Origin of the sequence: Marivirga aurantiaca (genome assembly GCF_016679925.1) — a bacterium.
Lineage (GTDB): Bacteria > Bacteroidota > Bacteroidia > Cytophagales > Cyclobacteriaceae > Marivirga > Marivirga aurantiaca.
Window position 1 is genome coordinate 102,998 of the sequence record NZ_JAEQBW010000011.1, and the last position, 26,948, is coordinate 129,945.

General features: G+C 36.5%; 33 protein-coding genes. 16 read left to right on the plus strand and 17 right to left on the minus strand.

Features of this window, described 5'->3' with window-relative positions:
• Positions 1-74: 74 nt before the first annotated feature.
• The 9 genes from JKA74_RS17545 to JKA74_RS17585 form a co-directional block, all read right to left on the minus strand.
• A complete protein-coding gene (locus tag JKA74_RS17545) occupies positions 75-776 on the minus strand; it encodes a sulfite exporter TauE/SafE family protein (RefSeq protein WP_201432533.1) in 702 nt (233 codons plus the stop codon).
• Entirely contained in the window at positions 773-1,195 is a 423-nt protein-coding gene (locus tag JKA74_RS17550; protein ID WP_201432534.1) for a FixH family protein, read from the minus strand. The genes JKA74_RS17545 and JKA74_RS17550 overlap by 4 nt, the downstream gene beginning before the upstream one ends.
• 24 nt (positions 1,196-1,219) lie before the next feature.
• Positions 1,220-2,626, minus strand: a complete 1,407-nt coding sequence (gene ccoG, locus JKA74_RS17555; protein ID WP_201432535.1) for a cytochrome c oxidase accessory protein CcoG — start codon at positions 2,624-2,626, stop codon at positions 1,220-1,222.
• A 3-nt stretch (positions 2,627-2,629) separates the two neighbouring features.
• Positions 2,630-3,622: a cbb3-type cytochrome c oxidase N-terminal domain-containing protein gene (locus tag JKA74_RS17560; RefSeq protein WP_201432536.1), complete on the minus strand. Its 993-nt coding sequence runs from the start codon at positions 3,620-3,622 to the stop codon at positions 2,630-2,632.
• Positions 3,615-3,809 (minus strand): cytochrome C oxidase Cbb3, encoded by a 195-nt coding sequence (locus tag JKA74_RS17565; protein ID WP_201432537.1) that lies wholly within the window; start codon positions 3,807-3,809, stop codon positions 3,615-3,617. Before JKA74_RS17565 ends, JKA74_RS17560 begins: the two co-directional genes overlap by 8 nt.
• Positions 3,810-3,817: 8 nt before the next feature.
• Positions 3,818-5,944: a cytochrome-c oxidase, cbb3-type subunit I gene (ccoN, locus tag JKA74_RS17570; protein ID WP_201432538.1), complete on the minus strand. Its 2,127-nt coding sequence runs from the start codon at positions 5,942-5,944 to the stop codon at positions 3,818-3,820.
• A gap of 7 nt (positions 5,945-5,951) precedes the next feature.
• A complete protein-coding gene (ccoS, locus tag JKA74_RS17575) occupies positions 5,952-6,146 on the minus strand; it encodes a cbb3-type cytochrome oxidase assembly protein CcoS (protein WP_201432539.1) in 195 nt (64 codons plus the stop codon).
• On the minus strand, positions 6,143-8,575 hold the full coding sequence (locus tag JKA74_RS17580) for a heavy metal translocating P-type ATPase (protein ID WP_201432540.1): 2,433 nt from the start codon (positions 8,573-8,575) through the stop codon (positions 6,143-6,145). The genes ccoS and JKA74_RS17580 overlap by 4 nt, the downstream gene beginning before the upstream one ends.
• A 93-nt stretch (positions 8,576-8,668) precedes the next feature.
• Positions 8,669-9,274 carry a hypothetical protein gene (locus tag JKA74_RS17585; RefSeq protein WP_201432541.1) on the minus strand — a complete coding sequence of 202 codons (606 nt, stop codon included), beginning with the start codon at positions 9,272-9,274 and terminating at the stop codon, positions 8,669-8,671.
• A gap of 136 nt (positions 9,275-9,410) precedes the next feature.
• Here JKA74_RS17585 and JKA74_RS17590 point away from each other — a divergent pair, with 136 nt between their 5' ends.
• Entirely contained in the window at positions 9,411-10,055 is a 645-nt protein-coding gene (locus JKA74_RS17590) for a DsbA family protein (protein WP_201432542.1), read from the plus strand.
• Positions 10,056-10,091: 36 nt separating this feature from the next.
• On the opposite strand, the gene JKA74_RS17595 is transcribed toward JKA74_RS17590, so the two are convergent.
• Together JKA74_RS17595 and JKA74_RS17600 are read right to left on the minus strand one after the other, a co-directional pair.
• Positions 10,092-10,577, minus strand: coding sequence for a Dps family protein (locus JKA74_RS17595; protein ID WP_201432543.1), 486 nt, complete (start codon positions 10,575-10,577; stop codon positions 10,092-10,094).
• Positions 10,578-10,648: 71 nt separating this feature from the next.
• On the minus strand, positions 10,649-10,906 hold the full coding sequence (locus tag JKA74_RS17600) for a YtxH domain-containing protein (RefSeq protein ID WP_201432544.1): 258 nt from the start codon (positions 10,904-10,906) through the stop codon (positions 10,649-10,651).
• A gap of 113 nt (positions 10,907-11,019) precedes the next feature.
• On the opposite strand from JKA74_RS17600, the gene JKA74_RS17605 reads away from it, so the two are divergent.
• On the plus strand, positions 11,020-11,547 hold the full coding sequence (locus tag JKA74_RS17605; protein WP_201432545.1) for a helix-turn-helix domain-containing protein: 528 nt from the start codon (positions 11,020-11,022) through the stop codon (positions 11,545-11,547).
• A gap of 5 nt (positions 11,548-11,552) precedes the next feature.
• On the opposite strand, the gene JKA74_RS17610 is transcribed toward JKA74_RS17605, so the two are convergent.
• The gene (locus JKA74_RS17610; protein WP_201432546.1) at positions 11,553-12,023 is read right to left on the minus strand and encodes a DUF6438 domain-containing protein; all 471 of its coding nucleotides are present in this window, start codon (positions 12,021-12,023) and stop codon (positions 11,553-11,555) included.
• A gap of 190 nt (positions 12,024-12,213) precedes the next feature.
• On the opposite strand from JKA74_RS17610, the gene JKA74_RS17615 reads away from it, so the two are divergent.
• Positions 12,214-12,477, plus strand: coding sequence for a T9SS type A sorting domain-containing protein (locus tag JKA74_RS17615; RefSeq protein ID WP_201432547.1), 264 nt, complete (start codon positions 12,214-12,216; stop codon positions 12,475-12,477).
• Positions 12,478-12,583: 106 nt separating this feature from the next.
• Here JKA74_RS17615 and rocD read toward each other — a convergent pair whose 3' ends face one another.
• A complete protein-coding gene (gene rocD, locus JKA74_RS17620) occupies positions 12,584-13,861 on the minus strand; it encodes an ornithine--oxo-acid transaminase (RefSeq protein ID WP_236587893.1) in 1,278 nt (425 codons plus the stop codon).
• 186 nt (positions 13,862-14,047) lie between these two features.
• Between rocD and rpmB the strand changes: the two genes are divergently transcribed.
• The 4 genes from rpmB (at position 14,048) to ftsY (ending at position 15,767) form a co-directional block, all read left to right on the plus strand.
• Positions 14,048-14,287, plus strand: coding sequence for a 50S ribosomal protein L28 (gene rpmB, locus JKA74_RS17625; protein WP_201432548.1), 240 nt, complete (start codon positions 14,048-14,050; stop codon positions 14,285-14,287).
• A 28-nt stretch (positions 14,288-14,315) separates the two neighbouring features.
• A complete protein-coding gene (gene rpmG / locus JKA74_RS17630; protein WP_201432549.1) occupies positions 14,316-14,498 on the plus strand; it encodes a 50S ribosomal protein L33 in 183 nt (60 codons plus the stop codon).
• Between the two features lie 2 nt (positions 14,499-14,500).
• Complete coding sequence (locus JKA74_RS17635; protein WP_201432550.1) at positions 14,501-14,653, plus strand: DUF4295 domain-containing protein; 153 nt, start codon at positions 14,501-14,503, stop codon at positions 14,651-14,653.
• 157 nt (positions 14,654-14,810) lie between these two features.
• Entirely contained in the window at positions 14,811-15,767 is a 957-nt protein-coding gene (ftsY, locus tag JKA74_RS17640) for a signal recognition particle-docking protein FtsY (protein ID WP_201432551.1), read from the plus strand.
• A 20-nt stretch (positions 15,768-15,787) separates the two neighbouring features.
• Here the strand turns inward: ftsY and JKA74_RS17645 are convergent, their stop codons facing one another.
• Complete coding sequence (locus JKA74_RS17645; RefSeq protein ID WP_236587895.1) at positions 15,788-16,525, minus strand: DUF6048 family protein; 738 nt, start codon at positions 16,523-16,525, stop codon at positions 15,788-15,790.
• The gene (locus JKA74_RS17650; RefSeq protein WP_236587897.1) at positions 16,494-16,967 is read right to left on the minus strand and encodes a DUF6452 family protein; all 474 of its coding nucleotides are present in this window, start codon (positions 16,965-16,967) and stop codon (positions 16,494-16,496) included. The genes JKA74_RS17645 and JKA74_RS17650 overlap by 32 nt, the downstream gene beginning before the upstream one ends.
• A 129-nt stretch (positions 16,968-17,096) precedes the next feature.
• Between JKA74_RS17650 and rimO the strand changes: the two genes are divergently transcribed.
• The 6 genes from rimO to JKA74_RS17680 all read left to right on the plus strand — a co-directional run bounded on the left by rimO (position 17,097) and on the right by JKA74_RS17680 (position 23,989).
• Complete coding sequence (gene rimO / locus JKA74_RS17655; RefSeq protein WP_201432554.1) at positions 17,097-18,407, plus strand: 30S ribosomal protein S12 methylthiotransferase RimO; 1,311 nt, start codon at positions 17,097-17,099, stop codon at positions 18,405-18,407.
• Between the two features lie 5 nt (positions 18,408-18,412).
• Positions 18,413-19,978, plus strand: coding sequence for a bacillithiol biosynthesis cysteine-adding enzyme BshC (gene bshC, locus JKA74_RS17660; protein ID WP_201432555.1), 1,566 nt, complete (start codon positions 18,413-18,415; stop codon positions 19,976-19,978).
• A complete protein-coding gene (locus JKA74_RS17665; RefSeq protein WP_201432556.1) occupies positions 19,971-20,546 on the plus strand; it encodes a 5-formyltetrahydrofolate cyclo-ligase in 576 nt (191 codons plus the stop codon). Before bshC ends, JKA74_RS17665 begins: the two co-directional genes overlap by 8 nt.
• A gap of 298 nt (positions 20,547-20,844) precedes the next feature.
• Complete coding sequence (gene crtD, locus JKA74_RS17670) at positions 20,845-22,308, plus strand: 1-hydroxycarotenoid 3,4-desaturase CrtD (RefSeq protein ID WP_201432557.1); 1,464 nt, start codon at positions 20,845-20,847, stop codon at positions 22,306-22,308.
• Entirely contained in the window at positions 22,301-22,960 is a 660-nt protein-coding gene (locus JKA74_RS17675) for a carotenoid biosynthesis protein (protein ID WP_201432558.1), read from the plus strand. Before crtD ends, JKA74_RS17675 begins: the two co-directional genes overlap by 8 nt.
• Positions 22,961-23,239: 279 nt before the next feature.
• On the plus strand, positions 23,240-23,989 hold the full coding sequence (locus tag JKA74_RS17680) for a head GIN domain-containing protein (RefSeq protein WP_201432559.1): 750 nt from the start codon (positions 23,240-23,242) through the stop codon (positions 23,987-23,989).
• A gap of 77 nt (positions 23,990-24,066) precedes the next feature.
• Here the strand turns inward: JKA74_RS17680 and JKA74_RS17685 are convergent, their stop codons facing one another.
• Positions 24,067-24,615 (minus strand): inorganic diphosphatase, encoded by a 549-nt coding sequence (locus tag JKA74_RS17685; protein ID WP_201432560.1) that lies wholly within the window; start codon positions 24,613-24,615, stop codon positions 24,067-24,069.
• 79 nt (positions 24,616-24,694) lie between these two features.
• Between JKA74_RS17685 and JKA74_RS17690 the strand changes: the two genes are divergently transcribed.
• On the plus strand, positions 24,695-25,588 hold the full coding sequence (locus JKA74_RS17690; RefSeq protein WP_201432561.1) for a mechanosensitive ion channel family protein: 894 nt from the start codon (positions 24,695-24,697) through the stop codon (positions 25,586-25,588).
• Positions 25,589-25,597: 9 nt separating this feature from the next.
• Here JKA74_RS17690 and JKA74_RS17695 read toward each other — a convergent pair whose 3' ends face one another.
• Positions 25,598-25,759 (minus strand): DUF1328 domain-containing protein, encoded by a 162-nt coding sequence (locus tag JKA74_RS17695; protein WP_201432562.1) that lies wholly within the window; start codon positions 25,757-25,759, stop codon positions 25,598-25,600.
• Positions 25,760-25,861: 102 nt separating this feature from the next.
• On the opposite strand from JKA74_RS17695, the gene JKA74_RS20815 reads away from it, so the two are divergent.
• Together JKA74_RS20815 and JKA74_RS20820 are read left to right on the plus strand one after the other, a co-directional pair.
• Positions 25,862-26,410 (plus strand): NHL repeat-containing protein, encoded by a 549-nt coding sequence (locus JKA74_RS20815; RefSeq protein ID WP_236587898.1) that lies wholly within the window; start codon positions 25,862-25,864, stop codon positions 26,408-26,410.
• Positions 26,400-26,741: a hypothetical protein gene (locus tag JKA74_RS20820; protein ID WP_236587900.1), complete on the plus strand. Its 342-nt coding sequence runs from the start codon at positions 26,400-26,402 to the stop codon at positions 26,739-26,741. The genes JKA74_RS20815 and JKA74_RS20820 overlap by 11 nt, the downstream gene beginning before the upstream one ends.
• The last annotated feature ends 207 nt before the right edge of the window (positions 26,742-26,948 follow it).

Below are 26,948 nucleotides of genomic sequence, written 5' to 3' on the forward strand. Positions count from 1 at the left end.
AATAATATTTTAACCTTCGGTTAAAATCATCAGATTCCCACCTGCGTGGGAATGACGGCAACCCTCATCTTTTTTCACCCCTTGCCACAGATAGGAATGTCAATACTCCTATGCTGCTGTCCCATATCAGGCATGGGGATATGGATAAATTCAACTCCTAAACCTCTTAAAAAAAGGAAAGCGGCAAGTGTAAATGCCAAAGCAGGTTTTAAATTGACGGTAAATCTATTCAGTTTTTTAAAAGTAAACTGCCCAGCCCAAACGCTGGCCACTATCCAGGGAAGTGTTCCTAAACCAAACACCAACATATAAAAAGCAGATTGCATGACTGAGTCTGTAGCTACCGAACTTAATAAAGCCATATAAACCAACCCGCATGGTAATAGACCATTCAACAAGCCTATTGAAAACCTGGAGCCGGTATCACTTCTCCCAAGAAATTTCCTGAAGCTGTTCTTCAGCCATTGATAAGGATAAGCCTCCCAACTATTTAGACGATTGAAAATTCTGAATTTTGAAGGGACAACATAAAAATAAATAATCAGTACAGCCATCAGTATGGATAAAGCATTTTGCCAACCCAATAAAGACAAGCCTTCTCCGAACAATGCTAAAAGCACTCCTAACAGCATATAGGTAACAATCCTTCCCAACTGATAAGCAAAAAAACTTACAGTTCGTGCTTTGTTCTTAAAGACACCCAACATCAAGGGAGTACACATTACTGTGCAGTGCATCCCTCCAATTAAGCCTATACTAAGTGCTGCCCAAATCATTGCTTTTTAATAAATATTCGTTCCTCTTTATGATAAAATTTACCATCTTTCTCCCAGCTCATATCTACCTGCCACAGCCCGTGTTCAAATTTCTCGATGGGCACCATGTTATTTTCGGCAAGGGCTATTTCAAAATCCATTTTGGAATCTGAAGGGCGGAAAAAGACCACCTTACCCTTTACTTCATCAGCACCTTCAAAATATACATACAGATTATCTTTTTGTTGCTCAATATTGATAGGAGGCTCCCAATTTTGAGCATTTTTCACTTTAGCCATATGTCCCTGGTATGCAATTTCTTCTTCATAATAATCTTCAGCCACCAGGTTCACTTCCTGATTAAAACTGATAGTGACTAAAGTGATTATCAACAACACAAAAAGGCTAAATACTACTACAATCTTATTTCCCCAATTCATCTCTTTTATTTTTATGTCTATAATTTATTTCTGAAAGCTTTTAGGTCCAGGAAATCTCGATTTGATAGTTTGCACCACTTCATCGTCCTTTTTAACAATCAATTTAAACTTATCACCTTTTTCATTGAAAACCCGTCTTGGCATTTCTACGAAAACATATACATCTGCCTTTTCCTGCCCTTCCAAAACTTTCATTTCTCCTGCAGGGAAAAATAGTTTAGCTCCTTGAGGTGTAACTTCAAAACTTAATTTCATAGGATCAAAGGACTTATTAATCATCTGTAATTGATACATATTACTAATGATAGAATCATTTTTCATCTGATAAATGGAGCCTGGTGTTCTTGTTAAAGTAGTTTCCACAGATGCTCTGCCCACCAGTAAAAATCCCATAATCCCTAGCAAAACAACCAAAACGACTGAGTAAGCCAAAACTCTTGGTGTAATCAATGATTTCTTTCTCTCCTCTACCCCTTCATGTGAATCAAACCTAATCAATCCTTTGGGTTTATTAATTTTGGTCATCACTTCATCACAAGCATCAATGCAGGCTGTGCAATTCACACATTCCATCTGTGTGCCATTTCTGATGTCAATACCGGTAGGACAAACCTGCACACATAAAGTGCAATCTATACAATCTCCTTTATCTGGTTGAGGTGTTCCTTTTTTAAGTTTGCCTCTGGGCTCTCCTCTTAACCAATCGTACATTACCACAATTGATTTCTTATCGAGAAAAACTCCCTGTAATCTACCGTAAGGACATACAACAGTGCATGCCTGCTCTCTGAAATAGGAGAAAACAAAATAAAATATGCCAGTAAATACCAATAAACCAGTAAAGCCGCCCCAGTTTGCCCTCGGTCCTGAAGAAATGATATTCTGCATTTCCTGGATACCAATTAGGTAGGCCATAAATGTGTGGGATACCCAAAAGGAAATCAGTAGAAATATCCCTTGCTTAGCTGTTTTCTTCCATACCTTTTCAAAATCCCATGGCTTGGCATTTAATTTCTTTTGTCTTCCGGCATCTCCTTCAATCCAGTATTCAATTTTACGAAACACCATTTCCATAAAAACCGTCTGCGGACAAGCCCAACCACACCAAACCCTACCAAATACCACTGTAAAAAGCAGGATAAAAACCACAAATATCAACAATAGGAAAATCAATAAATGTGTATCCTGAGGCCAGAAAACACTGCCTAATATGACGAATTTACGATCAAAAACATTAAATAATAGCAAAGGATGCCCACCTATTTTAAGGAAGGGTCCGGCAAAAAATAAGCCTAAAAGGAGCCATGCCATAACTCTTCTGTAGTTATGTAATGGCCCTTTTGGTTTTTTAGGATAGATCCAATTCCTCTTTCCTTGCTCCCCTACTGTAGCTAACTGTCCCCTGAAATTTTCCTGATCTAAATTGTTCATATTTTATTCGTTTTCCTGCAATGAGTCTGGTAGTTTTTCAACAGCCTCATCAATTCGTTCTTCGGCCTTTTCTACCTTTTCCTCTTCTCCTTGCGGATTAACTTGCCTTGGCTTTAACTCCCCCTGAGGCTCTTTAGGAGCCGCAGCTGGTCGCCCCACTAAGCTTAATACATAATTAGAAACATCTTGAATCTGTTTAGGATTCAGGTTGCCTTTCCATGGGATCATCCCTTTAGCAGGTACTCCTTCATAGACAGTAGTAAAAACACCCTTAATATCCTCCCCGTGTATCCAGTATTCATCTGTTAGGTTGGGACCTACTCCTCCTCCACCATCTGCAGCATGGCAAACGGCACAATTAGCCATATAAATTTGTTTGCCAGCAGCAATCACCGCTTCATCAGTTTCCAATTTTGCTGTTTCTGCCGTAATGCTCATTAAGCCGGCTTTGGCGCGCACCTCTGCCCGCAATGCGGCTTCTTCAATTTGTGCTTCATATTCTGTTGTCTGATTAGGAATAATATCAAAAATTAAATAAGCAGGCACATAAAATACAGCAAATAAGAAGGTCCCTATGAAAACATACTTCAACCAGGGAGGCATACCATAATCCATCTCACGAATTCCATCATAATTGTGATCTAACATCATATCACCCTGCTCTTCTACAGGTTTCAGTTTTCCGGTTACCCATTTTTGCTTAAACTGCTCAAAAAAGCTTGGCCTTTCCACTCCTTTTTCAACTGCTTTTTTATTGAGGATAATATTGGCTGTTTTCAACATTAAACTGGTCAGTACTACCATTAACAATATAAGTACAATAACCAATGCACCAATAATAAGCAATAACCTGCCTTGCTCGGATTCCATCAAAGTAGCAATCATTGATTTTGGTTCCAATATTTCTACTGCCTCCTCCGTCTGGGCATATAATCCTACACTTCCTATCAAAAAAATAGGAAGAACTAGCAGCATCCTTTTTAATATATTATTCATGTCCTTCAGTTTTTTTAGGTTCCACTTCTGTATCACTGAATGGCATTTGTTCCATTCTTTTGATATAGTTTTTATCAGCTCTTACCACCCACCATATTAGGCCAACAAAAAAGGCAAAGAAAATAGATAAAGAAATCAGTGGGTAGATTTGAAAATTATCAAGTTGTTCGAAATAGTGTTTAAACATGGCTTTATCTATTTATTTTCTGAAACTTCCATTTTTATATCAGTACCCATTCTTTGCAAATAGGCTATTAAAGCCACAATTTTTTGCTCGGGCAAGGATTCAATACCATCAGCCTTCAGGTTAGAAACAATACCTTTGGCTTGTGCCAATGCATTTGCTTCAGCCTCCTCATCAAAACCTTCAGGGTAAGGAACCCCTAACTTTTGCATCACCCTGATTTTGGCAGGAATTCCCGCCAGATCATAGGTTTCACTAATTAACCATGGATAAGGTGGCATAATGGAGCCCGGAGCCATTGAACGCGGATCGTACATGTGGTTAAAATGCCATGAATCGGGATATTTCTCCCCAATTCTATGCAAATCTGGCCCTGTTCGTTTAGACCCCCATAAAAACGGATGATCGTATACAAATTCCCCTGCTTTTGAATATTCTCCATAACGCTCAGTCTCATCCCTGAAGGGACGAATCATTTGAGAATGGCAGCCTACACAACCTTCACTGATATAAATATCACGTCCTTCCAATTCCAAAGGAGTATAAGGTTGTACAGAGGCTATGCTGGTAACGTCTTTATTTTTCAGTAAAAACGATGGAATCAACTCAAAAATACCACCTAATAAAATAGCCACAGTAGTTAAAATGGTGAAAAAAATTGGTTTTCTTTCCCATACATGGTGCCAATATTCTTTGGCCTTACTTTGTATTTTCTCCAATGCTGGGGCTTCAGCTGCCTCGTTAGCAAGGAATGTTCCCTGTTTGGCTGTTTTCATCAGGTTATAAACCATTACAAATACACCAGATAAGTAAAGTAAACCACCAAAAGCTCTTAACATATACATTGGAATGATCTGCAAGGTGGTAGATAAGAAGTTAGGGTAAGCCAATAAACCATCAGCAGTAAATTCTTTCCACATTAAACTTTGCGTAATGGCAGATACATACATAGGCAAGGCATAAAACAAAATACCTAAAGTACCCAACCAAAAGTGAGTATTAGCCAGTTTATTAGAAAAAAGCTTTGTTTGCCACATTTTTGGAATCATCCAATACAGCATCCCGAAGGTTAAGAAACCATTCCAGCCTAAGGCACCAATATGTACGTGGGCTACAATCCAATCGGTATAGTGAGCTATAGCACTTACATTCTTTAATGATAACATAGGTCCTTCAAAAACCGCCATACCATAAGCAGTAATAGCAACCACCATAAATTTCAAGATGGCATCTTCTCGCACTTTATCCCATGCCCCCCTTAAGGTAAGTAATCCATTTACCATACCACCCCATGATGGAGCAATCAACATAATTGAAAAAGCAGTACCTAAAGCCTGAGCCCATTCAGGTAAAGAAGTATACAATAAGTGATGCGGGCCTGCCCAGATATAAAGAAAAATTAAGGCCCAAAAGTGCACAATGGACAATTTATAGGAATAAATAGGTCTGTTGGCTGCTTTAGGAAGGAAATAATACATCAACCCTAAATAAGGCGTAGTTAGAAAGAATGCCACCGCATTATGACCATACCACCACTGAACCAACGCATCCTGCACACCTGCAAATGCTGAATAAGATTTCATAAAGCTTACCGGCAAAGCAAATGAATTAACAATATGCAAAACAGCCACAGTAACAAAAGAAGCAATGTAGAACCAGATGGCCACATACATATGTCGCTCCCTTCTTCTTAAAATGGTACCAATCATGTTAATACCAAAAACTACCCAGATCAAGGCAATGGCAATATCAATTGGCCATTCCAACTCAGCATACTCTTTAGAGGAGGTAAAGCCCATGGGTAAAGTAATTACCGCAGCAACAATGATTAATTGCCATCCCCAGAAATTGATCCAGGAAAGTGTGTCATTAAACATTCTTGTTTTGAGTAAACGCTGCATGGAATAATACACCCCGGCAAAAATAGCATTCCCCACAAATGCGAAAATTACAGCATTGGTATGTAGAGGCCTTATTCTCCCATAAGTGGTGTATTGCGAGCCTAAATTGGCTTCAGGTAAAAATAACTGAGTGGCCACTAAAAGGCCCACCAGCATGCCAATAGCGCCCCATACTACCGTAGCTATGGAGAAGTATTTGACTACCTTGTTGTCGTAATGAAATTTCTCAATTCCCATGTGATTGTTATTTATTGTTTATAGATTTTACATTATTGGTTTTTTTGTCACTTTTTTGAGTGGGTGTGTCGTCCCAAAGCATTCTGTAAGAGGGAGTAGAAGCATCATCAAATTGGCCTGCTTTAACGGCCCAAATGAAAGCTCCTAAAAATCCAAGAGCTACCACTAAGCTCACCACTATTAATACAATGAGTATATTCATAACTTTAAATCTTTAGCATGGTGTAAACCTGACTTTTTGGAGAGGTACTTTACTCCAAGTGTGCCAAGCATCACTACCGAAACAGAGCTTACAGGCATTAAAACAGCTGCTATCACAGGGGAGAGCATAGCCTGAACAGCAAAGCTTAAACCCACTACATTATAGGAGAAAGACAGTACAAAACCCGCCAAAACCATATAGTAGCTTCTCTTTGAAAATTTCATAAACAGAGGCAGTGAAGTAAATTGATTGCCCAACATTATGGCATCACAGGCCGGACTAAACTGACTGGTGGATTCCGTTACGGCCAATCCAAAATCACTTTTCATTAAAGCTCCGGAATCATTTAGCCCATCCCCGGCCATCAAAACCTTGTGATTTTCTTCCTGCAACTTTTGGATAAAATCCCTTTTCTGACCCGGCAACTGCTGGAAATACATATTATCAGGGGCAATCCATTTTTTCAGGTAATCTTTTTCAGAAGGGTTATCTCCTGAGAGTAAATGCAACTCAAAGTTTTGATTAAGATTACTCAATAAATCCCCCATTCCTTTTCTGAAAACATGCCTTACTGAGAAAGAGCCAACTGTTTGTCCATCCACCGAGACAAAAACCACAGAACTATTATTCTCAGAAGAAGCAACTTCCTTATCTGGTTCAACAAAAGACTGCTTCCCTATTTTTACAACTTTTCCATTTACGGAAGCGGAAATTCCCTGTCCTGCAGTTTCTTTAAAATCAGTAATATTCTGTTGCGGGTAGAATGGCAACCAGTTATAAATAATTCTGCTTAACGGATGCTTGCTTTGATTCAGCACCGAACTGATAGCAGCCAATATTTTGTGATCAGGAAGCGTACCTTCAAAAGTTACTTCCGCTTTATCAGGATAAGTAAGTGTGCCTGTTTTATCAAAAACTACGGTATCAATAGCAGACATTTGTTCTATGGAATGGGTGTTTTTCACAAAGAATCCATGCTTCCCCAGCACCCGCATGGCAGTACCTAAAGTAACAGGCGTAGCCATGGCCAAAGCACAAGGACATGCAATAATCAATACTGAAGTGAAAGCTTTCAAAGCCTGATCAGCTGTGCCAGCCATCATCCAGTAAATACCTGCAACAACAGCTATCACTAAAACAATTGCGGTGAAATACTTACTGATTCTGTCTGCTGTATTTTGCACTTTGGCTTTTGAGTGATGCTGAAGTGATTCATCGTCCCATAATTGCGATAAATAGCTTTGGGATGGTCTCTTTTTAACCTGAATTAAAACAGAAGCTCCTTTCAGCCTGCCCCCTGCATAAATCAATTCTTCTTTCTGTTTAGATTCCGGCATGGATTCCCCTGTCACAAAACTATAATCTATTAATGCTTCGTCTGACAACAGTAAACTATCGGCCGGAATAATTTCTTCATTTCTGATGCGTAATACATCAGATGGCAAAACACTGTTAAGCAGTACCTGTTCTTCTTTATTTTGAGCAATCCGGGTAACAGAAAGCGGAAAAAATGATTTCACGTCTCTATCGAATCTTAAATGATCAAAAGTTTTTTGCTGATAGAGTTTCCCTAGTAAAAGGAAAAAGAGCAACCCCGCCAGAGAATCAAGATAACCCAAGCCGGATTGGAAGAATATGATGTAATAGCTATAAGTGAAAAGTGCAATGATGCCTATGCTAATGGGAACATCCATGTTTATTTGCTTTTGCCTAATTGCTCCCCAGGAAGATTTGTAGTAATCCTGCGCAGAATATAGAAGCACAGGCAAAGCCAAAACTGCATTAAGATACGGGAATAGGGATTCTATTCCACTTCCGTTGAAAATATCCATGCCGAAGTATTCCGGTAGGCTAAACAGCATACTGTTGCCAAAAACAAAACCTGCAATTCCTAATTGCAACCAGATTCTTCTATATGGGTTTGTTTTATGATCCTTTTTATCTAATTGAATATCAGGCGTATAAGCTAATGAATCCAGAAGCTTTACTAACTCCAACAAGGAAACTTTATGATGGTCAAAAGAAATATTAACAGTTTTCTTATTAAAATCCACTCTGCTGGATTGTATTCCATCGTTCAGTTTATAAAGCTTTTCCAAAAGCCAAATACATGCGCTGCAATGTATGGCAGGAATATAAAAGCGCACCTTACTGACGGATTCATTTTTGAAATCAAGGAGACTATTGGCAAAAGCCTCATCATTGAGGAAATTGAAAGAATTTTGTTGGCCTTTTCTCCGACTTACGCCTGGTTTATCTGCTACACAATAAAAGTTAGAAAGGTCATTTTCCTGGATAAGCTCAAAAACCAATTTACAGCCCTCACAGCAAAAGTAGCTTTCATTGCTCTCAATGATTTGTTCATCACAGGGCTCACCACAGTGTTGACAGCTTACAATTTTCTCCTTTATAACAGTATGATTCATCATTCGTAAGAATTATTCCTTGATACAATGTTAAGGCTCGTTTGCCCTAAAAAACATGACATAGATCATGTTCTGAGCATGAGATTAATCAAATTCTCATGGCTGGAAAATAGCTGGCAATAACATATTGTAATTAGAAAGTCGGGAAGCATATTGGATATAATCAGGCAAATCTTTTAATGGGAGCATCAGTAGGCCTACTTCATCTGTTGTAGCAAATTCATGAAAATCCGCTACAGTATGCAAATTCAATTTAATAAAGCCCAAAGGCTCGAAGTATTGCTTTGTCAACTCAACCAAATCATGTTCTTTGCTTCTGTTGGCTTTAGTTAAAGCATAAGGTGAAATAACATTGGCCGGGACTTTCCTTTCTTTTAAGAAGGGTAACAAAGCAAGTATTGATGGCTCAAAATTGTCTGACCCGGTAAATTTTATTAAAACTTTACGGGTGATTCTTTTCCCCTGATGGTAAAACAGCACGGGTTTTCTCCAGCTTGAAATACTCTTATACAATCCAGCCGAATCAACCTTCACCTTTTTATTGAACAACTCTGATAAAGGCAATATCAAAGAATCTTTCGTCTGAAACTTTGATAAACAATTTGTACACCCCCCACTTTTACACGAATAGAGTGACCTTGCCAGCTCCCAGTCGTTTAATAAAAAAGGATCTTTATTTTCGATATGGACTATCTTACTCATAATCTCTCTTTCTTTAATTAGGACAAAATTGAAAGAATTTTCGCTGCCCTGACCTGAGATTGATAAGCTTGCTACATGATAAAAGTCATAGTTTTAAGAAAAAAACTATTTTTACTAGAGAAACGTATGTAGGTACATGAGAAAAATAAAATTACTCTATTTCTATGATCCGTTGTGTGGCTGGTGCTTCGGCTTTAGCCCTATAATAAAAGCTTTAGAACAGAAATATGCCCCTGAAATATCATTTGAGGCCATAAGCGGAGGAATGATTTTAGGAGAAAGAATTAAGCCGTTAAGAGAAATGCATGCCTATTTAAGAGATGCCATGCCGAGATTGGAAAAGATGACAGGAGTGAAATTTGGGGAGGATTATATGAAAGTTTTTGAAAAAGGAGACATTGAACTTAATTCTGAAACTCCCTGTATGGCCATGACAGTTTATAAGTCTATATCTTCAGGTTCCTCAATAGAATTTGCATCCGCACTTCAAAATGAGTTGTATGTTTATGGGAAAGATTTAAATATTCCTGAGAACTATAAAGGTCTGGTAGAAAAATTTAACCTGGATTGGGATGTTTTCAGCAAAAAAATGAAGAGCGATACATATAAGAAAAAAACCTATGAGGAGTTTGAATTTGCACAAAGAATGGGAATAAATGGCTTTCCTTCAGTAGTGCTTCAGATTGAAGATCAGGGATATCTAATCGCGAGAGGTTACCGTGCTGAGTCCGAAATGAAAAAAGTAATTGATGAGATCATAAAAAAAGAGAAAGCGGATTAACACTTTCTCTTTTTATAAAAAATCGTTTTTGAGTTTTTACTTCCCAAGGAAAGAGCTAAGCATCCAATGGTGTTTTTCCATATCCTGGATAAAAGTATTTAACATATCCTCAGTACCTACATCACCAATGTCAATGGCTGCATTCATAGCATCCGTCAGATAAGAAAGTAAAATTTCATAATCTTTTAATATTTCCTTCACCATATCATCAGAAGGCACATCGGTTTTAGCCTCTTTAATATTTGAGTGCTCTAGGTAATCGCTCAAATTACTTAAAGGAGTCTGTCCAAAAACCCGAATTCTTTCTGCTATTTCATCTATACTCTCCTTAGCTATGTCATAGCGCTCTTCAAATTGCTCGTGCAAATCAAAGAAATCAGCACCTTTCACATTCCAATGAAAGTTTCTTAACTTCTGATAATGTAAATGGTAATTGGCAAGTAATGTATTCATCGCTTCCACTAAGCGCTTAGTTTCCTTTTGATCGAAACCCAATTTCCTATATCTTTTTGTACTAGTCATAAATTTTATTTACTCTTTAAATAAAGATGGTTACTTCCTCAATAAAATAGTGTTAAAAATTCACAAGAATATTAATTCTTGTAATTGACCGAACTCTTAAGGTGGTCTATTGTTTCCTTTCCTTTGGAAGTAACATTTTCCATTTCCTTGTTGACTGTGCTTTTTAATTCGTCAATCTTCTTTAATGACTCCTTATAAGACTTGTCCATGTTTTTCTTCAATTGTTTTCTGGTTTTATCACCTTTTTCCGGTGCGTATAACAAACCTGCAACTACACCTGACAATAAACCTAAACTGAATCCTGTTAATATTTTCATTCCGCTATTCATAACTTCTTTTTTTAGATGATTGATAAATTTCTTTACACTATATAACTCATTAGATAAAATTTTGTTACATATTACAACAAATAAATCTTAGATTTGTTAATATAATTATCATTATGTCAGTAATATCATCAAATATCAAGTATCTAAGAAATAAAAAAGGAATAAGCCAAACAGCCCTGGCGGAAGCTGTTAATCTAAAGAGAGGCAATATTGCTTCTTACGAGAAAGAACTTGCCCAACCCAGTATAGAAAACCTGATGAAGCTTTCAGATTATTTCAAGGTGGATATCACTCAATTTATTAAACAAGATCTTAGTAAAGAAGATGCCACGGATAATACCCATTCTGAGGGAGTTATTATACAAGAAAGACACTTATTTCAAGGGCTGAAAGATAGAGTAACTGCTTTGAAAGGTTCCTCGCATCATGATCCTCGGATTCAAAACCTTAGAAAGCAGAATGATGAAATCTTCAAAATGGTACATGGCTTTAAGGCATACCATAAACACAGGATGCAATCAATTGATCCAAATAATGAATCTATAAAGAAGATAGCTTCCGATTATGATAATATAATTGATTTATTGGAAACAGTTTTGAATAGCAATAAGGACCTCATCAAGTTATTAGATAAACAATAGAACGATTATTCTTTTTGCATTCCAAAAATATCATGATATACAAATGGCAAGATAGCTCTATTTAATTCTGCCAAAGATTTAGGTTCCAATCCATATTTATAGACAGCTATGTTGTTCCCTTCAAAATTATAATAATACTCTTGAGAAGGCAGGTCGCTCATATCAGATACATAGCGTGGATTTAACTCATTCCACTTCACCATTTTAATTAAGCCCATAAATGCATCAAATTCACCGGCAGATAACTTTTTCTGATTAAGCCCCTGGAGTTTTGTATTTTCTTCGCCTTTAAAAACCAAAGTAGAATCTGCATAAAGCGCTATCTCATATACAGGACAGGGTCCCATACAGCTTGAAGAACTCATGCTGAACAATAGCTCATTATCCTGTTCTGAAGCATTTGCTGATAGCCGTTGCTGCTGCTTACAGGAAACTAACAGTAAGATAATGAGCAATAAACGAAAATTTTTTATCATTATTTCTTAATATTGAAGTAGCAAATAACTCCCACCTATTAGATCATAGCAGATCAAGAATGTTCTTTAATTGCTGCCTATTTAATTTAAATTCTATTGTGAACAGTATACTCTGATTACGCTCTTGTAAATATTAAGTTTATTGTCTCAGCCCAAATATCCCGAAAAGCAAATCCAGCCATAATCTGAAATGACTAATGCTCAATCATTTTTTAGATGTTCTCCTACTCTCGATGGTAACAACCAATTGAAACTTTCTTTTGAAAATGAATTTTTAGGGAATTATAAAGTAGTTATTTACAGTCTTACAGGAGGAATTGTAAGCCAGCAATCTTTTGATAAAAATGAATTGAAAGAAGAAGCAGAAATTACTTTAAATAAGATAGACAAGGGTCTTTATATGATCCATATCACCACTGGTGGTTCGTCTATTCAAAGGAAATTTATTGTATAACAACATCAATTAACAAAAAAAGGCTGGTCAAGAGGAGTGTGACACTTCCCGTACCAGCCTTTTTTATAATACAGATCAATTAGGATCATGATCCGCTTCTATAAAATCATTTTTTAAATTCTGTAATAGTCTTTTCAATAATATCACAGCAATCATGCAATTGTTCTTCAGTCATTACCAACGGTGGGGCAAACCTGATAATATTACCGTGAGTAGGTTTGGCCAACAAACCATTATCCCTTAAAGCTATACAAATATCCCAGGCTGTGGAACTATCCTCTGAATCATTGATCATAATAGCATTCAACAACCCTTTACCTCTAACCAACTTTACTAAATCAGATTTATCAACAAATTTTTGCATACGTTCACGGAAAATATTTCCGAGCTTACGTGCATTTTGAGCTAATTTTTCATCTCTAACAACCTCCAAAGCTGTAAGAGCAATGGCTGCTCCTAAAGGATTGCCCCCAAAGGTAGATCCATGAGTACCAGGAGTGATGACAGACATAATATCATCATTGGCCAACACAGCTGACACAGGGTAAAATCCTCCTGAAAGTGCTTTCCCCAATATGAGAATATCAGGTTGCACATACGTTTCCTGCTTTTCACAATGACCCTGGCAAGTGCAATTACCGCAAACAGCTAACAAACTGCCTGTTCTTGCAATACCTGTCTGAATTTCATCCGCCATAAAAAGCACTTTATGTTTTTCACATAAATCCTTGCATTTCTTTAGATAATCCGATGCAGGGGTATAAACTCCCGCTTCACCTTGTATAGGCTCAATTAAAAAACCAACTATATTATCTTCCCCTTCCAATACTTTCTCCAGCGCATCCACATCGTTATAAGGTATTTTTACAAACCCAGGGGTAAAGGGGCCAAAATTCTTCCTTGCCGTCTCATCACTTGAAAATGAAATAACCGTGGTAGTTCTTCCGTGGAAATTTTGTTCGGCTACAATTATTTTACCTGAATTTTCCAGTACATTGTTCTTTTCGTAAGCCCACTTTCTGGCTATTTTCAATGCCGTTTCCACCGCTTCAGCCCCGGTATTCATCGGTAGCACCTTGTCAAATCCGAAATATTCAGTGATATATTTTTCGAAAGGGCCTAATACATCATTATGAAAAGCCCTTGATGTTAAAGTAAGAGTAGCTGCTTGATTCTTTAATGTCTCTAAAATCCTTGGATGACTGTGTCCCTGATTAACAGCACTATAAGCAGAAAGAAAATCATAATATCTTTTACCTTCCACATCCCATAAAAAGACGCCTTCACCTTTAGCCAAAACCACGGGTAATGGATGGTAGTTATGAGCACCATGTTTATTCTCCAAATCAATGGCTTGCTGACTTTTAGTGATTTCTTGAATCATAATTTTTGTTTTTAAATAATGTAAATTGCAGAAACTATATTCGCAAAATTAACAAAAGACTATCGTTTTCCGATTCTTTGTTAAAAAATATCAAGGTATTTTTTCCTATAGGTTTGTGATTATCAAAATATTGCCGATATTTGCAAACCAATTTGAAATCGACAACAAAATAATAAAGAGATAGATATGGCACGAGTTTGTCAAATTACAGGTAAAAGACCTCAAGTAGGAAACAACGTTTCTCACTCAAACAATAAAACAAAAAGAAGATTCTTGCCGAACCTTCAGAAGAAGAGATTTTATATCCCTGAGGAGAACAAGTGGGTTACTTTGAAAGTTTCTACAAGTGCTATTCGTACCATCAACAAGAATGGTATTTCTTCTGTATTGAAGAAAGCAGTTGAAAATGGATATTTAGTATATTAATTCGCTATCGCTATAAAAAATAAGCAAAATGGCTAAAAAAGGAAATAGAGTTCAGGTTATTTTAGAATGCACTGAACATAAGGCAAGTGGTTTACAAGGGACTTCCCGATACATCACCACAAAAAACAGAAAAAACACTACTGAAAGATTGGAGTTAAAAAAATATAACCCGATCATGAAGAAACAAACTGTTCACAAAGAAATTAAGTAATCATGGCAAAGAAAGTAGTTGCAACATTAAAAGATAAAGAAGCAAAAGGTTTTGCTAAAATTATTAAAGCTGTAAAATCCGAAAAAACAGGTGCTTATACATTTCGTGAAGAAATGGTGCCTTTGGATGACGCTAGAGAAGCTCTAAAAAAATAATTTTCTTACAAGAATTTATTCATCTAAAGTCCCATTTCGGGACTTTTTTTGTTTATACCTATCCTATTACTCTTTTACCACTTACTTTTACATTTAAATTGCGTACTAGTATTAAAAACAACTTCAGGCTCCAGGCCAATTGATCAAACATAAAACAATGGGTATACTTAAATTATTCTCCAAAGACAAAAAAGAATCTCTTGATAAAGGTCTTGAAAAGACGAAAGAAAGTTTTTTCACCAAACTAGGCCGAACAGTTGTTGGAAAATCTCAAGTGGATGAGGATGTATTGGATGAGCTGGAAGAAGTATTGATTAGTTCCGATTTAGGAGTAGGTACTACAGTGAAAATAATTGATCGTATTGAGCAACGTGTAGCAAGAGACAAGTACCTCGGTGCACAGGAGTTGGACAAAATCCTAAAAGAAGAAATAGCAGGCCTCTTATCCGAGAATAATACCGAAGATTTGAAAGACTTTACCATTCCTGAGGGTAAAAAGCCCTATATTCTTTTGGTGGTAGGTGTAAATGGCGTAGGGAAAACAACTACAATTGGTAAACTGGCTGCTCAATTCAAAAACAAAGGTAAAAAAGTGATTTTAGGAGCTGCTGATACTTTTAGGGCCGCTGCTGTAGAGCAATTAAACATGTGGGGAGAGCGAATTGGCGTAGAGGTTGTTTCTCATGGAATGAACACCGATCCTGCCTCTGTAGCTTTTGATGCTGTAAAAAGAGGCGTGGATGAAAATGCTGATATGGTAATTATTGATACAGCAGGAAGGTTGCACACTAAAGTGAACCTGATGAATGAGCTGACAAAAATCAAGCGGGTAATCCAAAAATTTGTACCGGATGCACCTCATGAAGTGCTACTGGTATTGGATGGCTCCACAGGTCAGAATGCTATCATTCAGGCAAGGGAATTTACTAAAGCCACAGATGTTACTGCTCTGGCAATTACCAAACTTGATGGAACTGCCAAAGGTGGAGTAGTCATTGGGATTTCAGATGAATTTAAAATACCTGTGAAATATATTGGAGTAGGTGAAAAGGTAGAAGATTTACAAGTATTTAATAAAATAGAGTTTGTAGATTCACTATTTAAGAAGAATTAGCTGAATTAAACGTCCGGATACTATTTGCCTGGGATAACTAATTTCTTCTCTCTCCAGGCAATTCTATAAACAAGGTAATAATTGAAAGTCCATCGATTTTTAAATTCACTTAGGCCAAATCCCGGAATATCATAAGATCTGAATTCATTGGCACCGGTTATTTTCCTGTTCAATTGGATTCTTATGGTATAGCCCGTATACAAATTATCAAATAACATCACCCTCAATCCTGTTGTTAACTCAAACCATCTGGCAGATACAGCTGAATTCGTAAAACTTTCTGAATAGGATCCATAGATGGGATCTACAATATTAGTATTTAAATTTTCTGTAAAACTGGCTCTTGCGTACCTCAACCCAAAAGTCAGGGTATTGAAGTCCGGGTCAAATTTTAAAAAATTAACATCTGCCCCAATCCTAAAGTAAGAACCATCATTTGAATAATTAAAATCTGATTCATCAATTTTATAACTTGCAATACCATAAGAGCCAGCCAAATAAAAACGATGGAAATCTATATCTCCCTGTAATTCATACCGGTTTCTTCTGTCACCAAAAGCATTTACCCCAAGCGCTACCAAGTCTGTACCCAACCTTAGGCCAGTGGGTATGTAAAAAGATTTTGGAACCTTGGGCAGAGAGGCTTCTTTCACTCTGTTTTCAGTAGTGGTATCGGCAGATTGTTGTTCTCCTTCAAGCTGAGCAAAAGCCGAGCTTAAAAACATACTACAAAATAAACAACTTAATATTAGGCGCATTGACAGTTCTTCTCAAAGTATCATTAACTATTATCATGGAATCATATGAGTGAAAGACAGTATCCAAACCTACAAATTCCATATCTATTCCACATTCGGGGGAATCAACCCTATTTATTTTCTCATAAGTAAAACGTAAGGAATCTACCCTGTTTGCACTATACAAATAAAAATCAGTTACATTCTCTGCCGGGCTTAAAGGTAAACTAAATGCACCAATGGCAATAACAGAATCAGGTTTATACAAAGCCATGTTTGCTTGAGGGCTTACTATTGAATCGTATTTCACTGTTTTATTCTGTTCCTGCCCGTTCGCATTTAAGCTTTTCAAATGAAAGGTAATATAATCCACATTAATACTTCCACAATTAGAATCCACCTGACAAGAAAATACTCCTGCAAGGATAATACCAATTGTTAAAAATTTCAATTTTTGTCTCATAAGGCTGCAAAGATATTTATTATTCTGGTAAGCTAAACGCGAACTTAAGCTTTTGATTGTAATTGCTTCATTTTGGAACGATTACTCTCCAAATTTCCTTAACTTTGCACGCTTAAATAAGGAAATAATTTGAAGACCAAAGGATTAAAAAAAGACAAGGTAAATGTAGTCACATTAGGATGTTCCAAAAATCTGGTAGATTCAGAAGTAATGATGACACAGTTGAAAGGAAACAATATTGATGTCACTCATGAATCTGACAAAGACGACTCCAATATTATCATAGTGAATACCTGCGGGTTTATTGACAATGCAAAGCAAGAATCAATTGATACCATTTTACGCTATGTAGATGCCAAAGAAGAAGGTAAAATAGACAAACTGTACGTAACAGGCTGTCTGTCTCAACGCTATAAAGACGATTTGGAAAAAGAAATTCCACAAGTAGATGCCTATTTCGGCACCATGGAATTACCCCTTCTACTTAAAAAATTCAAAGCAGATTATAAACATGAGTTAGTGGGTGAGCGGATTATCACCACTGCCAATCATTTTGCTTATATGAAAATAGCTGAAGGTTGCGACAGGCCTTGCTCTTTTTGTGCCATTCCGCTTATGAGAGGCAAGCATGTCTCACGGCCTATTGAAGAATTAGTAAAAGAAGCCAAAAATCTTGCCCGCAATGGTGTTAAAGAAATTTTATTGATTGCACAAGATTCTACCTACTACGGACTGGACATCTACAAAAAAAGAAATTTAGCTGAGCTTTTGAGACATCTTTCCGATGTGGAAGGAATAGAGTGGATCCGTCTACATTATGCATTTCCTACAGGTTTCCCCGAAGATATCCTGGATGTTATGGCCGAGAGGAACAACATCTGTAATTATCTGGACATGCCATTACAACATGGCTCTACCAACATGTTGAAAAAAATGCGCAGAGGAACTACCCGTGAAAAACAAGAAGCTTTAATTGAAAGAATTCGAACAAAAGTTCCTGGTATTGCTTTAAGAACTACTTTAATTGCAGGACATCCTGGCGAAACTGAAGAAGATTTCGAGCAAATGATGGATTTTGTACGAAAAACCCGCTTCGACAGATTAGGTGTTTTTCCTTATTCACATGAAGAAAATACGCATGCCTACAGTTTTGAGGATGATGTGCCGGAAGAAGTTAAACAAGAAAGAACTGATACCGTTATGGAATTGCAGACTGCTATTTCCCAGGAATTGAATGAGGCCAAAATAGGAAAATCTTTCAAGGTATTGGTGGATAGAAAAGAAGGTGGTTATTTCATTGGCAGAACAGAGCATGACTCTCCTGAAGTAGATAACGAGGTACTAATTGATGCCACCAAACAATATGCACGTATTGGAGATTTCGTAAAGGTAGAAATTACAGATGCAACTGAATTTGACCTCTATGGAACAATAGAATAAGAAATATGAAGGTAGAATGTATTGAATTTTCGGAAACAGGGCAGTTCGCTCCTATTTTTAATGACTTTGTTGAACAAAAAGAAGTTCTCAAAACATTCTACCATCGCTTTCCCCTCATTGAAAATTTTAAGGATCAAATAAAAGAAAAAGCAGGCCATCCTGTTAACAGGGAGGTACTTGTTCAATCTTTAAAAAACCAATACCAATCTATCCCCAACCTGTCTGAAAAATTTGTATCCAAAATTGAGTCCTTACAATCAGTAAAAACCTTTACAGTAACTACTGGTCATCAGTTGAATATTTTTTCCGGGCCTCTCTATTTTCATTTTAAGATTATTACAGTCATCAATGCCTGTAGAAGCTTAAAAAAAGCTTACCCTGACTACAATTTTGTCCCTGTCTATTGGATGGCTTCAGAAGACCACGACCTGGAAGAAATCAAGACGGTGCAAGTAGAGGGCAAGAAATACAAATGGCCTACTACACAAACAGGTGCTGTAGGAAAAATGAAGACTGAGGGATTGGGAAAACTTGCAGATCAAATTGAAAAGGTAAATGGATTATTCCATCAGGCCTATAACAAAGCAGGGAATCTTGCAGAGGCTGTAAGATATTACGTACATGAACTGTATGGCAAAGAAGGCCTGGTGGTTTTGGATGGTGATGACAGTGGGTTAAAGAAATACCTAATTCCTGCTATAAAAGAAGATGTGGTAAATAATACTGCTAACTCTCTGGTAGAAAAGCAATCGGCCAAACTGGAAGAGTCAGGTTATAAGTCGCAGACATTTCCGAGAGAAATAAACTTCTTCTATTTGCAAGATGGTATAAGATGCAGAATAGTAAAAGCAGAATCAGGCTATAAAGTTTTGGATACGGACATTCAATTTTCTGAAAAGGAAATTTTAGACGAAATTGATTCTAATCCTCAAAATTTCAGTCCTAATGTTATTTTAAGACCACTCTATCAGGAAATAATTTTGCCCAATCTGGCTTATACAGGCGGCCCTGCAGAAGTAGCTTACTGGATGCAACTGAAACTGGTTTTCAAACATTTTGATGTTCCGTTTCCTATATTACTTCCGAGAAATTTCGGGATGATCATCCCTAATAAAATACAACATAAGATCAAGAAACTCAAGCTTTCTAATGTGCAGCTCTTTAAAGAAAAAGAAAAACTAAAGAAAACCATCATTAAAAAAATTAGCGCACAAAAACTTAATCTTAATGAAGAACGGCAGCAGTTGCTTCAGTTAATGGAGGAAATTCAACAGTATGCCGAAGATATAGATTTGAGCTTAGCTGAAATGGCATCTGCTGAGACCCAAAAGATCAGGAATGCTATTGACAAAATAGAAAAGAAAATGTTGGCCGCAGAAAAAAGAAAACACAGTGACAAAATGCGCCAGATAGATGAAATAACAGACTATTTATTTCCCGGTAGTGGTTTGCAGGAACGAAAGGAAAATTTCCTGCCTTTTTATAAATCAGACCCTGCCTTTATTGACAAACTATTAAAAAGCTTTGACCCATTTAATTTAAAATTCCATATTCTCCGCTGGGATGGATAAACATACGCTTAGAAAAGTATACCTGGAAAAACGTAAAATGCTCAGCATTGATGAGTACCAAAGGAGAAATCTCTTGCTACTTGAACAGCTTAAGCGATTTTTTGCCAGCCATCAATTTTCAAATATTCACGTTTTCTTACCTATCAGGCAACAAAAAGAGCCTGATACATTTCCATTTATTAAATATTTATGGGAAAATAAACCTGAGGTTCAGGTTATCACCAGTATTTCAGACCTGGTAAAACCGGAAATGCAACATTACAAAATTGACAAACAAATTGTGATTACACCTAATAAATGGGGAATCCCTGAGCCACAGAATGCCACCGTTTTTCCCATTACCGAAATAGATTGTGTGCTGACTCCAATGGTAGTTGGAAGTAAAAGCGGCCATAGAATCGGGTATGGAAAAGGATACTATGACAGGTTTCTGGAAAAATGCCTGCCTCAAACAAAATCGGTTGGTCTTTCACTGGCACCTTTATTAGACGGGGATCTTTATGCCGAAACACATGACAAGGTGTTGGGAACAATGATTACACCCTTTGAAATTGTTAATACCCATTAATTGTAGAAACCTGAGTTCGATTAAAAAAGACGTCATGCCTGGAAAATTAAGGCTTAATTTTTTAAAAAGTCTTAATTTATCCGGTATCTCATCCTAATATTAATGAGATGACGGACAATTTTCTTTTTTAAAAAAAATATAATCCCGCTTCAGCGGGACCGAAATGACGTTCTAATTAGATTTTAATGTGAATTTAAAATCGAACTCAGGTTAGAAGGTATTTCTCTCACTTTTTTTCCGAAAGAATAACAATCTCACTCTAAAATCATTATACCTTTAACAAACAAAGAATACATAAATGAAAGCCAAAATAGTAGGTGCAGGTATTGGAGGAATTGCAACAGCCATAAGATTGGCTAAAAAAGGTTATTCAGTAGAAGTATATGAGCAAAACAATTATCCCGGAGGAAAATTAACCGCTTTTGAACAAGATGGGTTCCGCTTCGATGCAGGGCCATCTCTTTTCACGCTTCCCGAACTGGTTGATGATTTAATAACCTTACAGAAAGAAGGCGCCAATATTGATTTCCCTTATGACAAATTGGACGAATCCTGCCGGTATTTCTGGGATGATAGTACACAACTAACAGCTTATACCAACCCTGAAAAATTTAGCAAAGAAGTAGAGAAGGTATTTGACATCCCCGCAAAAATTATTACCCAATATTTAAAAGAAGCTTCATTTAAATATGAAAAGTCTTCAAAGCTATTTTTGGAGAAATCATTGCACAAAACAAGTACTTTTTTCACCAAAGAAATTATTCCTGCCCTACTCAACATTTATCGGTTGGGACTCTTTGAAACCATGCACCAGCTAAATAGCACAAAGCTAAAGCATCCAAAAATAGAGCAATTGTTCGACAGATTTGCTACTTATAATGGTTCAGATCCTTATCAGGCACCGGGAATTCTCACTTCAATTGCCAACCTGGAATTGAATAAAGGGACCTATTATCCAACAGAGGGAATGCATCAAATTACTGAAAGGCTGGTGCAAGTGGCAGAATCTTTAGATGTAAAATTTAATTACAACAGTTCCGTTGAGAAAATAATCATTGAATCGGGCAAAGCAAAAGGGCTTCAGGTAAATGGAGAAGTTTTGTCAGCTGATTTGGTAGTAAGCAATATGGATGTTTACCCTACTTACAAAAAGTTGTTGAGTGACCAACAGCAACCTGAAGCCATATTGAACCAGGAGAGGAGTAGTTCTGCATTAATTTTTTATTGGGGCATCAATAGGGAATTTAAAGAACTAGGCTTGCACAATATCTTCTTCAGTAATGATTATAAAGAAGAATTCAGACATATTTTTAAGTTAAAATCCGTTTTTTCAGATCCTACTATTTATGTAAATGTCTCTTCCAAACAAACTCCACAAGATGCTCCTGATGGAATGGAAAACTGGTTTGTAATGATAAATGTACCTGCTAACATTGGCCAGGATTGGGATGTAATTATTCCTGAGCTTAAAAAAACTGTCATAGCAAAAATTGGGAACAGACTTGGTGTAGCTTTGGAGCAATATATCGTGACGGAGAATATTTTAGATCCACGAAGCATAGAATCCAAAACCTCCTCGTATCAGGGGGCTCTCTATGGAAGTAGTTCCAACAATCGGTATGCAGCATTTCTCAGGCATCCCAATTTCCATCAGAAGATTAAAGGCTTGTATTTTTCAGGAGGGAGTGTACACCCTGGTGGCGGAATTCCATTGTGTTTACTTTCAGCCAAAATTATAGACGATTTAAGCCCAAATGTATAGTAAATTAACAAACACACTGCAATTCATCCAATCACGACCTGCCATAGGTATAGTGATATTGTCTGCCTTTTATTTCTTCGGAATTATAGGAATTCAATCGGAAGCAGCTAAATGGTTTATAGAAAAAACAGCTTTTAATCTGCTCTTATCACTAGTTATTCTGCTAACATATCAACAAACATTCAATTTCAGGCTCTGGATTGGTTTCCTGTTTTGTTATTTCATTGGATTTTTTGCTGAATATCTCGGGGTTACTTATGGTATATTATTTGGAAGTTATGAATATCCTGACACATTAGGCATACAATGGAATGGCGTTCCTGTCATTATTGGGGTCAACTGGTTTTTACTTACTTTTTGCATTTGGGCTTTAATGAGAAAGACTTCTTTTTCTCCTGCCTTCCTCATTATTCCAGCCACAATTCTCACTGTCTTGGTGGATATATTGATAGAACCTGTCGCAATTTCTTTAAATTTTTGGCAATGGGAAAACAACACTGTTCCACTTCAAAACTATGTAGGATGGGGATTTATCTCCTTTCTCATATTTAGCTTTTATGCTTTAATAAGAATTCCGACAGATAATAAAATCTACTGGGCTTTATTAGCCTGGCAAATAATATTTTTTGCGTCACTGAATTTTCTATTATAGCTATTTCCATCTAGTTAGTCCCTATTTTTCCCTTACTACCATTATAAAGTTGACAACTTTTTACAGGAATATGATATTTTCTTCTGTTGTCATGCAACTATTAAGAAAATCCGGCATCTCTATATCAAAGCATCTTAATCATTCTAATTACATAATCATGAAATGAGCATAAATTTTAGCCATCTTAACATATCAACCGAAGATGAATAAAATTTGTAGCGAATTCTCCCATAGGGATCCCTACGGGGCATATGACCATTAAAAACAAATAATATACATATGAAACAAATATTCATTCTTTTATTCCTTTGGCTGCCTATTCAAATGATGGCCCAGGAAAACGAAACCAGAAGCCTTGACAAATTTACAGAAGTAAGCTCAAGTGCAAGTATTAATGTGACACTCATGTCAGGGGATTCTCCAAAAGTGGATGTAAGCACTGATGGAGAGTTGGAAGACGTACTTACTGAAGTATCCAATGGGAAGCTTAAAATCAGTAGAAAATCAAATGACCAGAAATTTGGGGTAAGCTTCAATAATGATAAAATTGAAGTAACTGTATATTTTCAGGAAATTGAAAAATTGAAAGTCAGTAGCTCATCAAAAATGGAAGTCAATGACCCTATTCAATCCAAAAACCTAGAGATTGAAGTTTCCAGTTCAGGAAAGTTATCATTAACTGCTAAGGTTCAATCTGCAGATGTTAGTGTTTCAAGCTCCGGCAAATTGGATGCAAACATAGAGTCAGAAAATCTTACTGCAAAAGTGAGTAGCTCCGGTAAATTTGACTTAACAGGTGATACCAATAGATTGGAAGCTTCAGTGAGCAGCTCCGGAAGCATAAAAGGGGATGAATTCAACTGTAGTATTGCCAATTTAAGCACCAGTTCTTCAGGGAAAATTTATCTCAATATTGAAGATGAGTTAAGTGCAAAAGCAAGTTCATCCGGAAAAATAAATTATAAAGGAACTCCAAAATTAGTAGCCATCAAAACGAGCTCAGGAGGCAAAGTCAACTCGATCAATTAATTTGATTTAGTTTAGGTAGATAGGTTGAAATTGAATCCGCTGATTGTAGGGGTTAGCGGATTCTTTTCAATTTAATCTTATTTATTTAAGAAAGTACTCTTGTACAACTCAATGCTCTCTCTTATTACTTTGTGCGCCTCAGCCTTATCAAAGAAATCTTCCACAATTACTTCTTTATTCTCCAGTTTTTTATAGTCTTCAAAAAACCTCTGCATTTCTTTAGAGGTGTGAGGCGGTAAATCCTGAATATCATTCATATAATTAACCGACATATCATTGGCAGCAACTGCTATAATTTTATCATCTGCCTCTCCCTGATCCATCATTTTCATTACACCAATTACCTTCGCCTTTACCATGCACAAAGGGGGTAGTTCTATTGAAGTAATTACCATGATATCAAGTGGGTCATTGTCATCACAGTAGGATTTAGGAATAAAACCGTAATTAGCCGGATAATGAACTGCACTAAATAAAACCCTATCTAATATTAAATAGCCGGTTTCTTTATCCAGCTCAAATTTGCCTTTACTTCCTTTTGATATTTCTATAATGGCATTCACATATTCAGGTGATTCATCACCATAATGGACATCATGCCATGGATTTCTTTTTGTGTCTTGCATATTGATTCTTTTTACAAATTTAAACGTTCAAAATGAGAGTCCCTATTTAGAAGGAATAAGAATATATTATCTTTGTAGTATGATTAAAAGTTCCGCCTCTTCCCACATAAAGAAAGAAAATAAAATCAGGATACGATTTGCTATTAAAGCTCTTATTTTCAGTGCTTTAATTTTCTGCTCCAGTTATTTCAAACAAGAAATATTGAACTTTGGTATACCTTTGCACTTTATTGATGCCATTCAATTTTATTTGTATGCAGATTTGTTTATTTCACTCATTCGACTGATTGCGGTTTATTTTTATATCAAAAAGCACAAGCTCAAAAGAGATGTAAAATATAATTTTGAGGTAGGCATTAATCATATTGCGAATATTCTTCACACTTTAATTTTTATAGGGGCTGCCCTTTTACTGTTAAACATTAATCCTATTAGTTTAATTACTTCATTAAGTATTGTCGCAGCAGCTTTTGCCATCTTATCCAAAGATTATATTTCCAATATGATCAATGGAATGATAATTATGTTTTCTGATGAGTTAAGTTTGGGAGATGAAATTAAGATAGGCGATGTTAAAGGAAAAATAACAGATATTACTCTAACCAACGTCCATATAGTCAATGATGATGAAGATCTGATTTATATACCCAATTCTATCATTTTCACTTCTCAAATCCTCAATTTTACTAAAAGAAAGGTACGAAAAGTAAGTTTCGACTTTGATTTGAAGAACAACATGATTACCAATATAGAAAACATAGAGAAACACATCATTGATTCTCTTGAACCTTACCAGAGTTTCATCCAACCTGAAAGTTATAATTTAAGGATCACCAAAATCCATGAGAACTTTTCTTCGCTTAAATTTCAGTTTATTCTGCACAAGAATGCCAAAATTCCTGAAAAGGATATTCGAAGAATGGCTCTCCGAAAAGTATTAACTCTCCAGGAACTTAAGGCTACTGAGAAATGATTCCTGTGCTTAAGGTCTCACCAGTCTGAAAAGCAATCCTATAACAAATAGGGCAATAAAAATATAAAAAATGATTTTTGCAATTGATGCAGCACCACTGGCGATGCCTCCAAAACCGAAAATCGCAGCTACAATAGCGATTATCAAGAAAATTACTGTCCAACGTAGCATAAAAAAATGATTTTAAGGTTAAAATAAAAAATCCCAAACAAAAAGTTTGATAATGTAGTTAAACTGGGTTAGATTAAAAAAAGTTGTATTAACCAAATAATTATGAAAAATCAGATAATAGTTTTAGGACTAGCATTAGTATTTTTTGCCTGCCAGCCGGCAAAGAAAGAAGAAAAGGAAGTTGCTGAATCCGAGCCTGTTGTAGAACAGCAAGCAGACCCTCAACTTGTGAAACTATGGGAAACAGATACAGTGTTGACCACATGCGAATCTGTGCTGTTTGATGAAAACAACAACAGGCTTTTTGTATCCAACATCAACGGCCAGCCTCTGGAGAAAAACGGACAAGGCTTTATCTCTATTTTAAACATGGATGGAAGCATTAAAAACCTGAAATGGATTACGGGTTTAAACGCACCCAAAGGAATGGGAATTCTTGATGGCCATTTATATGTGACAGATATTGACAGAATCGTTGCAATTGATCTGGAAACTGCTAAGATGGTAAAGGAATATACTCCCAAAGAAGCCGAATTCCTCAATGACATTACCGTTTCAGAGAATGCAGTATATATTTCTGACATGGGGTTAGGAATGATCCATAAAATAGAAAATGAGGAATTATCCACCATAGCAGAGAATGCTACCTAATGTAAATGGTCTTTTGAGTAAAGACAACCAACTAATGGTTTTGGATAAGTCAGGGCTAAGAGGGTATGATCTCGGTAGCAAAGAGTTTATGACAGTAAATGATTCCGTTACAGGTGGTGATGGCTTAACAATGCTGAATGACAGCGTGTATATTGCCAGCAGATGGAAAGGAGAGATTTATTATGTTGCAGGTAATAAAGCTCACTTATTATTGGATACTAAAGCTGAGGAATCACAAACTGCTGATATAGCGCTGAACAGAAAAGACAAAGTTGTATATGTGCCTACTTTCTTCAAAAACAAAGTGGTTGCCTATCAATTGAAAGATTAATCCGGGTTAAAGATTTTTTGAAGAAACCTGAATACTTAAAAGGCCTGAAAATTAATCTTCAGGCTTTTTTAATTTATTTAAAGGTAATGATGTCAAAAATAGTTGGTGATTTTTATCTAGTAATTGTATTATCTTAGGATTGTAAATCTGAAGAGGAAGTAGGCTCTGCTGAGGAGCAACCTATCAGCAATAAGGTTTACCAACTGG